The sequence below is a fragment of the Pseudomonas sp. PONIH3 genome, from assembly GCF_002934345.1.
GTDB lineage: Bacteria > Pseudomonadota > Gammaproteobacteria > Pseudomonadales > Pseudomonadaceae > Aquipseudomonas > Aquipseudomonas soli.
In genome coordinates this window covers 148,158-161,480 of the sequence record NZ_CP026386.1, presented here as the reverse complement: position 1 = coordinate 161,480, position 13,323 = coordinate 148,158, and the positions used below count along the sequence as shown (strand labels likewise).

General features: G+C 66.1%; 16 protein-coding genes. 10 read left to right on the top strand and 6 right to left on the bottom strand.

Annotated features, from left to right (window positions below):
* Nucleotides 1–10: 10 nt before the first annotated feature.
* Nucleotides 11–709: a pirin family protein gene (locus tag C3F42_RS00690; protein WP_023631092.1), complete on the top strand. Its 699-nt coding sequence runs from the start codon at nt 11–13 to the stop codon at nt 707–709.
* Nucleotides 710–825: 116 nt separating this feature from the next.
* On the top strand, nt 826–1,560 hold the full coding sequence (locus C3F42_RS00685) for a hypothetical protein (RefSeq protein WP_031315351.1): 735 nt from the start codon (nt 826–828) through the stop codon (nt 1,558–1,560).
* A gap of 93 nt (nt 1,561–1,653) precedes the next feature.
* Here the strand turns inward: C3F42_RS00685 and C3F42_RS00680 are convergent, their stop codons facing one another.
* A complete protein-coding gene (locus C3F42_RS00680) occupies nt 1,654–2,115 on the bottom strand; it encodes a sterol desaturase family protein (protein ID WP_023631094.1) in 462 nt (153 codons plus the stop codon).
* 456 nt (nt 2,116–2,571) lie between these two features.
* On the opposite strand from C3F42_RS00680, the gene C3F42_RS00675 reads away from it, so the two are divergent.
* The gene (locus C3F42_RS00675) at nt 2,572–3,285 is read left to right on the top strand and encodes an MgtC/SapB family protein (RefSeq protein WP_038706204.1); all 714 of its coding nucleotides are present in this window, start codon (nt 2,572–2,574) and stop codon (nt 3,283–3,285) included.
* Here the strand turns inward: C3F42_RS00675 and dksA are convergent.
* The 3 genes from dksA to C3F42_RS00660 all read right to left on the bottom strand — a co-directional run bounded on the left by dksA (nt 3,282) and on the right by C3F42_RS00660 (nt 5,680).
* Nucleotides 3,282–3,689 carry an RNA polymerase-binding protein DksA gene (gene dksA / locus C3F42_RS00670; RefSeq protein WP_023633185.1) on the bottom strand — a complete coding sequence of 136 codons (408 nt, stop codon included), beginning with the start codon at nt 3,687–3,689 and terminating at the stop codon, nt 3,282–3,284. The two genes, C3F42_RS00675 and dksA, sit on opposite strands and share 4 nt — an antisense overlap.
* Nucleotides 3,690–3,779: 90 nt before the next feature.
* Entirely contained in the window at nt 3,780–5,117 is a 1,338-nt protein-coding gene (locus C3F42_RS00665) for a dihydroorotase (protein ID WP_094010001.1), read from the bottom strand.
* Between the two features lie 2 nt (nt 5,118–5,119).
* Complete coding sequence (locus C3F42_RS00660) at nt 5,120–5,680, bottom strand: carbonate dehydratase (protein ID WP_046855480.1); 561 nt, start codon at nt 5,678–5,680, stop codon at nt 5,120–5,122.
* Between the two features lie 135 nt (nt 5,681–5,815).
* On the opposite strand from C3F42_RS00660, the gene C3F42_RS00655 reads away from it, so the two are divergent.
* The 6 genes from C3F42_RS00655 to C3F42_RS00630 all read left to right on the top strand — a co-directional run bounded on the left by C3F42_RS00655 (nt 5,816) and on the right by C3F42_RS00630 (nt 10,978).
* Nucleotides 5,816–6,325, top strand: a complete 510-nt coding sequence (locus tag C3F42_RS00655) for a GNAT family N-acetyltransferase (RefSeq protein ID WP_094010002.1) — start codon at nt 5,816–5,818, stop codon at nt 6,323–6,325.
* Between the two features lie 64 nt (nt 6,326–6,389).
* A complete protein-coding gene (locus tag C3F42_RS00650) occupies nt 6,390–8,018 on the top strand; it encodes an MFS transporter (RefSeq protein ID WP_046855478.1) in 1,629 nt (542 codons plus the stop codon).
* On the top strand, nt 8,015–9,148 hold the full coding sequence (locus C3F42_RS00645; RefSeq protein ID WP_104443792.1) for an HlyD family secretion protein: 1,134 nt from the start codon (nt 8,015–8,017) through the stop codon (nt 9,146–9,148). The genes C3F42_RS00650 and C3F42_RS00645 overlap by 4 nt, the downstream gene beginning before the upstream one ends.
* Before the next feature lie 218 nt (nt 9,149–9,366).
* Nucleotides 9,367–9,999: a hypothetical protein gene (locus C3F42_RS00640; protein WP_023632648.1), complete on the top strand. Its 633-nt coding sequence runs from the start codon at nt 9,367–9,369 to the stop codon at nt 9,997–9,999.
* Between the two features lie 98 nt (nt 10,000–10,097).
* Nucleotides 10,098–10,310, top strand: coding sequence for a hypothetical protein (locus C3F42_RS00635; protein ID WP_094010005.1), 213 nt, complete (start codon nt 10,098–10,100; stop codon nt 10,308–10,310).
* Between the two features lie 86 nt (nt 10,311–10,396).
* Nucleotides 10,397–10,978: a LysE family translocator gene (locus C3F42_RS00630; RefSeq protein WP_094010006.1), complete on the top strand. Its 582-nt coding sequence runs from the start codon at nt 10,397–10,399 to the stop codon at nt 10,976–10,978.
* A gap of 50 nt (nt 10,979–11,028) precedes the next feature.
* On the opposite strand, the gene C3F42_RS00625 is transcribed toward C3F42_RS00630, so the two are convergent.
* Both C3F42_RS00625 and C3F42_RS00620 read right to left on the bottom strand, forming a co-directional pair.
* The gene (locus tag C3F42_RS00625; RefSeq protein ID WP_104443791.1) at nt 11,029–11,805 is read right to left on the bottom strand and encodes an AraC family transcriptional regulator; all 777 of its coding nucleotides are present in this window, start codon (nt 11,803–11,805) and stop codon (nt 11,029–11,031) included.
* Nucleotides 11,806–11,815: 10 nt separating this feature from the next.
* Nucleotides 11,816–12,358 (bottom strand): helix-turn-helix domain-containing protein, encoded by a 543-nt coding sequence (locus C3F42_RS00620; RefSeq protein ID WP_038706211.1) that lies wholly within the window; start codon nt 12,356–12,358, stop codon nt 11,816–11,818.
* A gap of 154 nt (nt 12,359–12,512) precedes the next feature.
* Here C3F42_RS00620 and C3F42_RS00615 point away from each other — a divergent pair, with 154 nt between their 5' ends.
* The gene (locus tag C3F42_RS00615; protein ID WP_046855471.1) at nt 12,513–13,295 is read left to right on the top strand and encodes an aldolase; all 783 of its coding nucleotides are present in this window, start codon (nt 12,513–12,515) and stop codon (nt 13,293–13,295) included.
* Nucleotides 13,296–13,323: the final 28 nt, after the last annotated feature.

Below are 13,323 nucleotides of genomic sequence, written 5' to 3'. Positions count from 1 at the left end.
GAGCGCCACCATGCTGCAACTGCGACCCTTCGAAAGCCTTGGCCACGCCAACCACGGCTGGCTCGACGCCCATCATCACTTCTCCTTCGCCGAGTACCATGACCCGGCACGCATGCACTGGGGCAACCTGCGCGTGTGGAACGACGACCTGATCGCGGCCGGTGCTGGCTTCCCGCCGCACCCGCACCGTGACATGGAGATCATCACCTACGTTCGCGAAGGCGCCATCACCCATCAGGACAGCCTGGGCAACAAGGGCCGCACTGAAGCTGGCGACGTGCAGGTCATGAGCGCTGGCAGCGGCATCGTCCACAGCGAGTACAACCTGGAGAAGGTCGACACGCGGATCTTCCAGATCTGGATCATCCCGGAAAAGGTCGGTGATGCGCCCTCCTGGGGTAGCCGCCCCTTCCCCAAGGGCGAACGTGGCGAAGGCTTCGTGACCCTGGCCAGCGGCCGCGAAGGCGATGACGACAGCCTGCGCATCCGCACCGACGCGCGCCTGGTGGCCGCGACCCTGCGCGCCGGTGAAAGCGCCGAGTACCGCCTCGATGAGGGCCGCCGCGGCTACCTGGTACCTGCCAAGGGACGGATTGAAGTGAACGGCTTGCAAGCCAAGGCCCGTGACGGGGTGGCGATCGAGCAGGAAACGCTGCTCAAGGTGACGGCGCTGGAAGACAGCGAAATCGTGCTGGTCGATGTAGCCTGATCGACCTTGGCCGGCCGCCGGCGCAGGCCGATATCGCACTTTTTCGCGTTTGTGCGCTCTATGCATGGCCAGGTCCCACCGATCCCCGGTGGGACCGCCTTTTCCAACCGGTGCCGATGGCCGTACGAAGACGCTTTCCGTTTCCTCGCCTACTGCTGATGGCCGGCAGCCTGGCGTGCCTGGTTGCCTGCACCCAGCAGCAGGGCCGTGACATGCTCACCCAGTTCGGCAACGGCAAGCCCGACGAGCTGTTCCAGACCAGCGTCGACCGCATGGCCACCCTGGCCATGCGCGACAACCTGCAAAGCCTGTATCTGCTGATGAACAAGCTGTACCTGCGCAACCCCAACCAGTGGCGGCAATCGGGCTACCTCGACGCCACCACCGCGGCACGGCAGATCCGCATCGCCATCGAACAGCGCCAGCCCCTGGCGCAGTTGGGCGAGCGCCGCGACCTGGCGGCCTTGAGCTACGCCCTGAGCCCGGAGTTTCGCGGCGACCGGGTAGGCGCGTTCATCTATGCCATCGGCAGCATGCTGGTCACCGCCCATGGCGGGCGCACCGAGTTCTACATGACCGACACCCTCGACCCGTTGTTCATCCACAATGCCGCGCGCAACATCGAGAAGGCCACCTGGATGCTCGGCCAGCGCCAGGATGCCAATGGCGTGCTCCTGCTGTTTTCCAACGAAATCTCCGAGCAAGGCAGCAACCTCAGCTTCGCGGTGGAGTTCGGCAAGGTCGTCGCCCGCCTCGACCTGCTGGCGCAGATGCTTGACGAGCGCTATCGACGGATCGGCCTGAACTACGCGCAAAGCCTGCTGTTGATGAATTTCCTGCCGGTGCAATGAGCCGGGTCGGCCAGCAGAACGTCATCGTCGCAGCCCCTCGAGCGGCACGGTTGAGCCGTATCCGGTCCAACAGGCAAATGAGGCGCCAAGCAATCAACCCCGTCGCCGTTTCAGCTGCTGCTTCAACACCCGCAACGGCGGCGCATAGAAGAATCCGAACGACACGCTGCCCTGGCGGCCCTTCACCGCATGGTGCAGGCGATGAGCCCGGTACAGACGCTTGAGGTAGCGGTTGACCGGTTTCGGCGCCCTCGGCCAATGGCGGTGGAAGAATCCGTCATGGGCCAGCACGTAGGCCAGCCCATAGCCCGCCACGCCGCCACCAACCCATTGCAGCGGCGCGTGCCCGGCCTTGCCCAGCATCACCAGGGCAGCGGCGATAAGCCCGAGCGCCAGCAGGTAGAGGTCGTTGGTTTCCAGCATGCCCAGTTGCGGCTCGTGATGCGAGCGGTGCAGCCACCAGCCCCAGCCGTGCATGACGTACTTGTGGGCCAGCGTGCCGACGCCCTCCATGGCCACCAGGGTGCCGAACAGCACGGCGAGATTGAACAACATGTATCGGTCCGGGGGGGTTGGCAACGAAAGGCGCAAGCGTACCATTGCCGCCAGGTCATTCAGAGGGATTTTCCATGAAGAATGTACCCAGGCCGGCACCTGCCGGCGCTTGACGTAACACAATTGTCATGCCCCACGCCTTGACCCAGCGCGGATCGAGGCGTATGGTCCGCCGCGCATTCAAGCATCCCTCACCCAGGAGACCCCTGCATTGGACAGTAGCCCCAGTCGATTGCGACAGGCCCACACGGCGAGCTAGTCCGGCAGCGTTCCTGCCACTGTCTCGCCGTACTCGGTAGACGGTGGTTCCCTTCGGCCCTCCCTGGCTGAACATTCCTCCTTAGTTTCCCAGCCCTGCCTCCGGCAAGGCGCGTGGTCCTGCGCATTCCTCGTTTGCAATCGCGCCGTCTCAAGTCGGCGCCCATGCGGGCCATCGCCCGCAGAACGGAGTTCGCTATGGATTGGAAAATCTTCCTGCTGCGCGTCAGCGTGGCCCTGCTGCTCGGTGCCCTGATCGGCGCCGAGCGTCAACTGCGCCAGCGCCTGACGGGCCTGCGCACCAACGCCCTGGTCAGCACCGGTGCCTGCCTGTTCGTGCTGATGACCCAGGCCGTGCCAGGCATGGCGCCCACCGATGCCTCGCGCATCGCCGCCTACGTGGTGTCGGGCATCGGCTTTCTCGGCGGCGGCGTGATCATGCGCGACGGCTTCAACGTGCGGGGCCTGAATACCGCCGCTACCCTCTGGTGCACCGCCGCGGTTGGCGTGCTGTGCAGCCTCGGGCTGTTGCTGGAGGCGTCGCTGGGCAGCCTGGTGGTGCTGTGCGCAAACATCCTGCTGCGCGACCTCGCCCAGCGCCTCGACCGCCAGGACGTGCTGCCGGCCAGCGAAGTCGAGCAGCGCTACGAGGTGCGCATCGTCTGCCGCGCCGAGGACGAGATCCAGGTACGCAGCCTGATGCTGCACAGCCTCAGCGACCCGGGCCTGCGCTTGCAGTCGCTGCACAGCGAAGACCTGGCCGACCCAACACGGCTGGAGGTACGCGCCGAACTGCTCGGCACGCCGCAGGCGCCAACCCAGTTGGAGCGCCTGGTCGGCCGGGTAAGCCTGGAGAAAGGCGTCAGCTCGGTGCGCTGGCAATTGCAGGTTCAGGGGCTGGCCTCTGACTAGACGTCGTCACGCACATGCCGCTCGCGCAGTTCCTGGCGCTCCTTGGCCTCGACGCACAAAGTCGCGGTGGGCCGCAGTAGCAGGCGGCGCAGACCGATCGGCTCACCGGTTTCCTCACACCAGCCGTAGTCGCCCCGGGCCAGGCGCTCCAGCGCCTGGTCGATCTTGTCCAGCAGTTTCTTCTCCCGCTCCAGCGAGCGCAGTTGCCAGTGGCGCTCTTCTTCGGCGCTGCCGATGTCGGCGAGGTCGCTGTGCACCTCCTGCTCACGCAGGGCGCGGAACTCCTGTTCGATACGGCCCTGCAGCTCGCCGCGCTGGGCCAGCAGCAGGTTACGGAAGAATTGCCGCTGCGGCTCGTTCATGTAGGCGGCTGCAGGTTGTTGCAACAATTGCTCTTCAGTCATGGCAAGGTTCCGAAATGCTGGGCGCGCGCCGCGCCCCTTTCGCTGGCAAGCCAGCTCCCACAGGGGCTGCGCAGCGGCCCCCAGCTCAAATCAACGGTCGAACATCAAGGGCAATCCCTGGCACGGGTCGCACACTTGGCCCTGGTGCCAGGCCAGTTGCCCCGACACCACCGTGCTACGTACCACATGGTGGAAGGCGCGCTGCTGGAACGGCGTCCAGCCGCAGCGCGCCAGGATCGGGTCGTCCGCCACGGCCCGTGGCCTGGCCAGGCGCTCGACGATGGCGAAGTCCGCCCAGTATCCCTCGCGCAGGAAACCGCGCTCGCGAATGGCGAACAGCTCGGCCACCGCGTGGCTGGTCTTGGTCACCACCTGGGCCATGCTCAGCACCCCTTCGCTGACCAGCTCCAGCGCCGCCGGCAGGGCGTGCTGCACCAGCGGCAGGCCTGACGGTGCGCGGGTATACACCCGCCGCTTTTCTTCCAGCGTATGCGGCGCGTGGTCGGTACCGATCACATCGATACGGTCGCGGGCCAGGGCGTTGCGCAGGGCATCGCGGTCGGTGCCGGTCTTGATCGCCGGATTGCACTTGATCAAGTGGCCGAGGCTGGCGTAGTCGCTGTCGTCGAACAGCAGGTGGTGCAGGCACACCTCAGCGGTGATGCGCTTGCCGCTCACCGGGCCGGACGTGAACAACGCCAGCTCGCGCACCGTGGTCAGGTGCAGCACATGCAGGCGCGTGCCGAAGCGCCGGGCCAGATGCACGGCCAGGCTCGAGGAGCGGTAGCAGGCGTCGGCATCGCGGATCAGCGGGTGCGCGGCCGGAGGGATGAATTCGCCGTGGCGCGCCCGCCACCACCCCTCGTTCTGCACAATGCTGGGCGTGTGCTCGCAATGGGCCAGGACGATGGTCGGCGCATAGACAAAGAGTTTTTCCAGCACCTGCGGATCATCCACCAGCATGTCGCCAGTGGACGCGCCCATGAACACCTTGATCCCGGCCACTTCGCGGGGGTCGAGGGCGGCAATGGTGTCGAGGTTGTCGCGGCTCACCCCGAAGTGAAAACCATAGTTGGCCCGTGAGCCTGCCGCCGCCCGGCGCTTCTTGTCGGCCAGCGCCTCCAGGGTCAACGTCGGCGGGTTGGTGTTGGGCATGTCCATGTAGCTGGTGATGCCCCCGGCCACCGCCGCCCGCGACTCGCTGGCAATACTGCCCTTGTGCGGCGCCCCCGGCTCGCGAAAATGCACCTGGTCGTCGATCATCCCTGGCAGCAACCAGGCGCCCTTGGCATCGATCTCCAGTGCCGCCCGGGCGTTGTCGAGGCTGCCGGCGATCCGTTCTATGCGCCCATGGCGCACCAGCAGGTCGGCTTCGAATTCACGCCCCTCGTTGACCAGCCGCGCATTGCGCACCAATAGCGTGTCCATGCTCAGAACTCGTTCTGCAAGGCCTTGTAGCCCTGGACCAGGTCGATATTGGTGCGCGCTACATCCTCGGAGAACTCCGAGGCAGACACGCTGACCGGCGGGTAGCGCTCCAGGTCGGTATGCGGGCCGATGTGCTCGGTGGGCGGCACGTAGAAGCGCGGCGGCAAGTCGCGGCCGTCGACCACCGAGTTGTGCCGCACCACGCTGCCATCACCGACCTTGCAGTTGAACAGCACGCTGTTGAAGCCGATGAACACCCGGTCGCCGACTTCGCACGGACCGTGGACGATGGAGCGGTGGGCGATCGAGCTGTACTGGCCGATGCGCACCGCCGCGCCGGATTTGGAATGGATCACCACGCCATCCTGGATATTGGAGTTGGCACCGATGACGATTGGCTGCATGTCGCCGCTGGCGTCCACCTCGTCGGCGCGGATGACCGCATAAGGGCCAACGAACACGTTGTCGTGGATGATCACCTTGCCGCAGATGATGGCGGTGTGGTCGATATAGGCCGATTCGGCGATTTGCGGAAGATGGCCGGAGGGGTTTCTGCGGATCACGGTGAGGGTCCTGCCTGGGAGGAAAAATGCAAATGTTACGTTATAACAATTACATTGCAACACCTTCCCGCGTCGATCTGGCAAACTGCACGTTACTGCGCGTCAACGCCCGTGCCTGAAGGTCTTGTGTCCCCCATGCCTGTCCGCCCTACTCTCACCGATGATGTTCCAGCGCTCCCTGCCTTGGAACGCTCCGCCGCCCAGGCATTCCGGCAATTGCCGCACCTCGCCTGGCTGGCCGACAGCGACGTGATGAATGAAGCCGAACACCTCGCATTCGTGAGCGAAGGTTGCAGCTGGGTCGCCGTGGATGACCAGGACCAGGCACTGGGTTTTCTCTGCGCCAGCATTGCCGACGACGCCTTGCACATCCATGAGCTGTCCGTGCGGCAAGAGGCCCAGGGCCGCGGCTTGGGCCGGCGCCTGCTAGACCAGGCACGGCATGCCGCTCGCCTCAAGGGCCTGGCCTGGCTGACCCTGACCACCTTCGACGATGTCCCCTGGAATGCCCCGTTCTACGCGCGCTACGGCTTCGAGCCCATCCCTGCGACACGCTTGGACGCCCGCCTGCGCGCAATTCTCGCCAGCGAGCTGGCCCATGGCCTGGACCAGCGGTGCGCCATGCGCCTGCCGCTCGACGCCTGAGCCCTGTTTTCATCCCCCCGGCCATTCACGTAGAGTCTGAACACCCGCGGTAACGGACAACACGATGGACAAGTACGCCCCCCGCCAGTGGCTGCCACACGAAAAGCCCAGCCTGCCCGGTTCGCCCTCGACACCGCTGCACGCCCCGGCCAAGCGCCTGGCCTTCGGCGTGGTCGGTCTGCTGGTGGCCATCACCGGCGGCCTGGGCAACGCCCTGGTGGTGGCCAACCTGCCATTTCTGCAGGGCGCCCTCGGTGCCACCAGCGCGGAGATGGCCTGGCTACCGGCGGCCTACGTGATGACCAACGTGTCGATGAACCTGTTGCTGGTGAAGTTTCGCCAGGAGTTCGGCCTGCGCGCCTTCACCGAAGTGTTCCTGGTGCTCTACGCGCTGGTCACCCTCGCCCACCTGTTCGTCAACGACCTCAACTCGGCCATCGCCGTGCGCGCCGCCCATGGCATGGTCGGTGCCGCGCTGAGTTCGCTGGGGCTTTACTACATGATCCAGGCCTTCCCCGCGCAGTGGCGGCTCAAGGCGATGGTCCTCGGGCTGGGCGCCTCGCAGTTGGCCGTACCCTTGGCCCGGGTGTTTTCCGAAGACCTGCTGCAGATCGCCGAGTGGCGCGGGCTGTACCTGTTCGAGCTGGGCCTGGCCCTGGCCGCGCTGGGCTGCGTGCTGTTGCTCAAGCTACCGCCGGGCGATCGCTTCAAGACCTTCGAGCCGCTGGATTTTCTCACCTTCACCCTGATGGCCAGCGGCACTGCCCTGCTCTGCGCGGCGCTGTCGCTGGGGCGTATCGACTGGTGGCTGGACGCGCCGTGGATCGGCGTCGCCCTGGCCGGCGCCATTGCCCTGATCCTCTCGGGCCTGGCCATCGAGCACAACCGCAGCAACCCGTTGCTGATGACCCGCTGGCTGGGCAGCGGCGCGATCATTCGCCTGGCACTGTGCGTGATCCTGATCCGCATGGTGATTTCCGAGCAGTCCACCGGCGCGGTGGGCTTCCTCCAGGCGCTGAACATGGGCAACGAGCAGATGCGCGCGCTGTACGCGGTGATGCTGCTGGGCGCGATCACCGGCCTTGCCACCAGCGCGTTGACCATCAACCCCACGCACCTGGTACTGCCGCTGTTCATCTCCCTGGCCGCAATGGCCACCGGCGCGTTCATGGACAGCGGCTCCACCAACCTGACCCGCCCGGCACAGATGTACCTCAGCCAGTTCCTGCTGGCCTTCGGCAGCACCTTCTTCGTCGGCCCGTCGATGGCGCTGGGCATCAGCCATGTGCGCGCCAACCCGCGCAACCTGGTGAGCTTCTCGGTGCTGTTCGGCATCTGCAACAACCTCGGCGGGCTGATCGGCTCGGCACTGCTGGGCACCTTCCAGACGGTGCGGGAGAAATTCCACTCCAGCCAGCTGATGGACCGCCTGAGTGCCCTGGAACCCCTGGTCAGCGCCCGGGTCCAGGGGGGGGGCGCCGGTTATGCCGGGGTGCTGGCCGACCCTGCGCTGCGCAACGAGGCCGGCATGCGCCTGCTGGCCAACGCCGCGACCCGCGAGGCCAATGTGCTGGCCTACAACGATGTGTTCATGCTGATCGGCGCCATCGCTATCCTGACCATGATCTGGATCTTCATCCGCAGCCTGTACCTGCGCTACACCCACTCCACCAGCGGTGCCTCCAACCGATGACCCAGGAAACGCCAACGACCACCACCACCGCCATCGCCGAAACCCCGGAAGGCAGCGCGCCCCCGAGCGAGCCGACCAGCCCGGCGCGTACCCGGCGGGTACGCCTGCTGTCATCGCTGAGCTTCGCCGCCGTGGCCCTGGCCGGCATCCTGCTGGTGCTCTACGCCTGGCGCCTGCCGCCATTCAGCAGCGCCATCGAAAGCACCGAGAACGCGCTGGTGCGCGGCCAGGTGACCATCATCGGCCCTCAGCTGGGCGGCTACATCGTCGAGGTGCCGGTGCACGACTTCCAGTTCGTCAAACAGGGCGACCTGCTGGTGCGCCTGGACGACCGCATCTACACCCAACGCCTGGCCCAGGCCGTTGCCCAGCTCAAGCAGCAACAGGCGGCGCTGGCCAACAACCTGCAGCAGCGCAACAGCGCCGAGGCCACCATTGCCCAGCGCCAGGCCGCGATCGCCGACGCCGCCGCCCAGGCCGACAAGGCCCGCGCCGACCTGCAACGCAACCAGGCGCTGGTAAGCGACGGCTCGGTATCACGCCGTGAACTGGACCTGAGCCGCGCCAGCCAGGCCGCCGCCGTCGCCAGCCTGGCCCAGGCCAGGGCCGCACTGGAAATCGCCCGCCAGGACCGCGAAACGGTGGTCGTCAATCGCGCTGCGCTGGAAGCTTCGGTGGAAAACGCCAAGGCCGCGGTGGAGCTGGCCCGCATCGACCTGGACAACACCCGGGTCAAGGCGCCGCGCGACGGCCAGCTGGGGCAGATCGGCACCCGCCTGGGCGCCTACGTCAACCCCGGTGCGCAGTTGATGGCACTGGTGCCGGACACCCTGTGGGTGATCGCCAACCTGAAGGAGACGCAGATGGCCAACGTGCGCATCGGCCAGCCGGCGATCTTCACCGTCGATGCGCTCGATCATCTGAAACTGCGCGGTCACGTGCAGCAGATCTCGCCGGCCACTGGCTCCGAGTTCGCCTTGTTGCAGGCCGACAACGCCACCGGCAACTTCGTCAAGATCGCCCAGCGCATCCCGGTGCGGATCACCGTCGATGGCGACCAGCCCGAGGCCAGGCATCTGCGGCCAGGGATGTCGGTGGTGGTGAGCATCGATACCCGGGAGGCGCAGTAAGCGACGGGTCCGACGGCGCCGGGGCGGAACCAGCAGAGTATGGCTGAACACCCACCGTTTGCCGGTTGGCCGCCAGTCGGTGCCAAAGGCAGGCTTTGCCAAACAGCGCACAGCACGGGCGATATGTCGTCGTGCCACGATTGCGGCCGCTCTGGCCCGCGGGTTCTAATCCTGGCCTGCGCTCCACCCAGCAATTGGCAATACAAGGAAGCCTTACAATGGACAGGAAGATCATACCGCTGGCGTTGCTGGCGACCCTGGTCGGCTGCTCGGACAACCAGCAGCCCCGCGAAGCCGACCTGCGCCAGGCTGCCCAAGCCTACCTCGACAGCCAGTACCCGCACTGTTTCGTGATCAGTGCCTTCCCCACCCGCACCCGTGACTTCGATGTCGAAGGCACCAACCAGGCCCTGCACGCCCTGGCCCAGGTCGGCGTGGTCAGCGAACGGGAAGTTGCCCGTACCGAAGTCCCTGAGCGCCTGTGGCAGCCGGCACGCACCGACATCTACTACGCCTACGACCTCACCGACGAGGGCCGCCGCTACTACAAGGCCGATGCAAGGCGCAAAGCGAACGGCACCAGCACCGGCGGGCTGTGCTTCGGCAAGGCCCAGGTCACCGCCATCAACAGCGTCGGCAAGCCTACCGAACAGGATGGGCGCAAGCAGTCGCAGGTGAGCTACAGCTACCAGGTGAACGAACTGCCGACCTGGGCCAGCGACGCGGCGGTCCAGGCCGGCATCGCAGGCCTCGGCCAGGCGGCCGCCAGTGCTGCCAAGCCGCTGGAGGAAACCCGCGCCATGGTGCTCACGGACCACGGATGGGTGCACGAGCAACTGCTGGCCAACTGATCAGGGTGTTAATCCTGGGAAAATCTGCGCACGCCATCCTTGCCTCAACCCGGCCGCCTGGCGGCCGTTTTTCAGGTCAATCGATGGAGACCCCAGTGATGAAAACCCTAACCTGTGCACTCGCCCTGCTGGCAACGATCTCGGCCACCTCGGCCTTTGCCGAAGGCGGCGCCGACCGCCTCAAGGAACGCAGCGACCAATGGGCGCTGCAACGCCAGCAGGCCGAGCAGATCGCCAAGGGTGACGCCCAGTCGCCCGCCCAGCAGCAAGCCCGGCAGACCCAGGACAACGCCAACACACCCTCCAGCTGATAGGCTCCTTGGGCATTTTTGTTCAATACCCGCGCCGCGGCCTCGGGCAGGATAGCCGCACTATCCTCGCCACAAGGAAACGCCCGATGAGCCTGACACTGTCCATGGCGGCCTTCGCCCTGGCCGCCTCCATCTCCCCCGGCCCGGTCAACATCGTCGCCCTCGGCAGCGGCGCGCGCCATGGCCTGCGGGCCAGCATCGGGCATGCGGCGGGCGCCACCCTGGGCTTCTGCCTGCTGCTGGTGCTGGTGGGGCTGGGCGTGCATGAGCTGCTGCTGCGCTGGCCGCTGCTGGGGCAGCTGTTGCATTGGGGCGGCGTACTGTTCTTGCTGTACATGGCATGGAAGCTGGCCAGCGACGACGGCGCGCTGGGCGCCGAGGATGGCAAGCGGGCGCCAAGCGCCTGGCACGGCGCGGCCATGCAGTGGCTGAGCCCCAAGGCCTGGCTGGCGGCCGTGGCCGGCATCGGCGCCTATACCGGCGGCGAGCAGCAGCTGTTGTGGCTGTTCACCTGGATCTACGGGCCGATCTGCTTCGTCTCCGTGGCCAGTTGGGCCTGGGCCGGCAGCGTGATCCGCCAGTACCTGGCCGAGCCTTGGCGGATGCGTCTGCTCAATCGGGTGCTGGCGGGGTTGCTGGTGGCGAGCGCGGTGTACCTGATGGTATGAGGTTGACGGTTAGTGCCCTATCGCGGGGCAAGCCCGCTCCCACGTGCTTTTCAGGCATTGCGATAGCGCCCCGGCGTGGTCGCCAGGTGTCGCTTGAAGGCCCGCTGCAGATGCGCCTGATCGGCAAAGCCGGCTTCCAGCGCCACCTCGGCGATGGCCCTGCCTGCGCGCAACTGCGCCCGGGCATGCTGCACCCGCTGGTCGAGCAGGTAGGCGTGCGGCGATAGCCCGAAGCGCTTGCCGAATGCGCGGATCAGGTAGGCCCGTGACAAGCCCGCCGCAGCGCAGATGTCCTCAAGTGTCAGCGGATCCAGACGGTGGGTGCGAATGAACGCGGCGGCCATCTCCAGGCGTGGATGCGACTGTGGGTGACGCGCCGCGCCGCCCTCGAGATAACCTGGCAGCTCTGCGAAGAACGTCGCCAGCCGCTCGGCCTTGTCCAGCGCCTCGCTGTCGAGCAGCCCGGCGAACAGGTCGAGCAACCGCCCGTACAGCGCGGTCGACGTGCTCAATGTCGCGGCCGGCAGTTCGAACCCTCGGGCCTGCAACCACGGCAAATCAACGAACAGCATCAGGTAGGACCAAGGCTCGCCCTGGAGGGGGTTGCAGGTGTGCACCACCCCTGGGTTCATGAGCACCGTGGTCCCCACGGCCACCTCATGCCGTGCATCACCGGTCAGGTATGTGCTGCGCCCGCCGGTGATCACGCCGATGGAAAAGCTCGCGTGGGAATGCGCGGTGTAGCACACCTGGCGGCCATCCCCGACCAGACGTGCCTCGACGAAGGGCAATGCCGGATCACGCCAGAACCTCGAGACCTCGATCATCGCCCCACCCTCACCCTTCGCCGCCCTGCACCACCACCAGCAACTGCGCCTGGCGCTCGCCGACCGAACGCAGGCGGTGCGGGGTCTGGGCATTGAAATGCAAGGCGTCGCCGGCCTCCAGCAGCACCCGCTCGCTCATGAAGTCCACCTCCACCTGCCCTTCGTGGACGAACAGGAACTCCTCGCCCTCGTGTTCCTTGAAGGTCGGGTCACTGAATTCGGTCGGCGGCTGGATCAAAAACGGCAACAGGCTGCGCTGGCCAACCTGCGAAGTCAGCACCGCATACCCAGGCCCCTCGCCGCCGCCCACCAGCGCCTGGCGCTCGCCGCGGCGCACCAGGCTGTAGCGCGCCTGGCCGTCATGCTCGCCGTCGAACAGTTCCTCGACATTGACGTTCAACGCCCGCGCCAGCTTCAGCGCCGCAGCGATCGACGGCGTGTTGAGGCCACGCTCGACCTTGGACAGGTAGCTCTTGGTCATGCCGGATTTCTCGGCCAGCTGCTCAAGGGTGATGCCCAGTTTCTTTCTCAGCAGTTTCAGTCGGATAGACATGTGAAGCGGGTTTCCCGAACAAACGCACTTGCGCATGACACTTTGTGTCATATAGGATTATTTGTGTCATCTGATGGTTCGCCCCCTCACCGTCCAAAGCTCGGGGGCGAGCCAGCCCTGACATCCGTCATCACGCCACAGAGGAAAGATCCCCATGGCCAATACCCTTACCCTCAGCAAAGACCAGCTGGTGCAAAAGGCACTGACACAGATGCAAGGCTCGCTTGCCGATAATACGTGGACTGTGCGCGAAAAGCTGGCCCTGACCTGCCGAATTCTCTTCGATAACGGCCACGACTCGGGCCTGGCCGGGCAGATCAGCGCCCGTGGCGCGCAACCGGGCACCTTCTACACCCAGCAACTGGGCCTGGGTTTCGACGAAATCACCGCCAGCAACCTGCTGCTGGTCAACGAAGACCTCGAAGTGCTGGAAGGCGAAGGCATGCCCAACCCGGCCAACCGCTTCCACAGCTGGGTGTACCGCGCCCGCCCCGACGTCAACTGCATCATCCACACCCACCCTACCCATGTCGCCGCGCTGTCGATGCTGGAAGTGCCGCTGCAGGTCTCGCACATGGACCTGTGTCCGCTCTACGAAGACTGCGCATTCCTCGAAGCCTGGCCAGGCGTGCCGGTGGGTAACGAGGAAGGCGAGATCATCAGCGCCGCCCTGGGCGACAAGCGCGCCATCCTGCTCTCGCACCACGGCCAGCTGTCCACAGGTACCAGCATCGAGCAGGCCTGCGTCTACGCCCAGCTGATTGAACGCGCCGCGCGCCTGCAACTGCTGGCGATGGCCGCCGGCACCATCAAGCCGATCGCCCCGGAGCTGGGCCGCGACGCCCACGACTGGATCGACCGGCCCAAGCGCCACGGCGCCGCCTTCAACTACTACGCCCGGCAGGCCCTGCGCAGCCACGCCGATTGCCTGAACTGATCCCTTTACGCCTTGCTTGCGGAGCCTT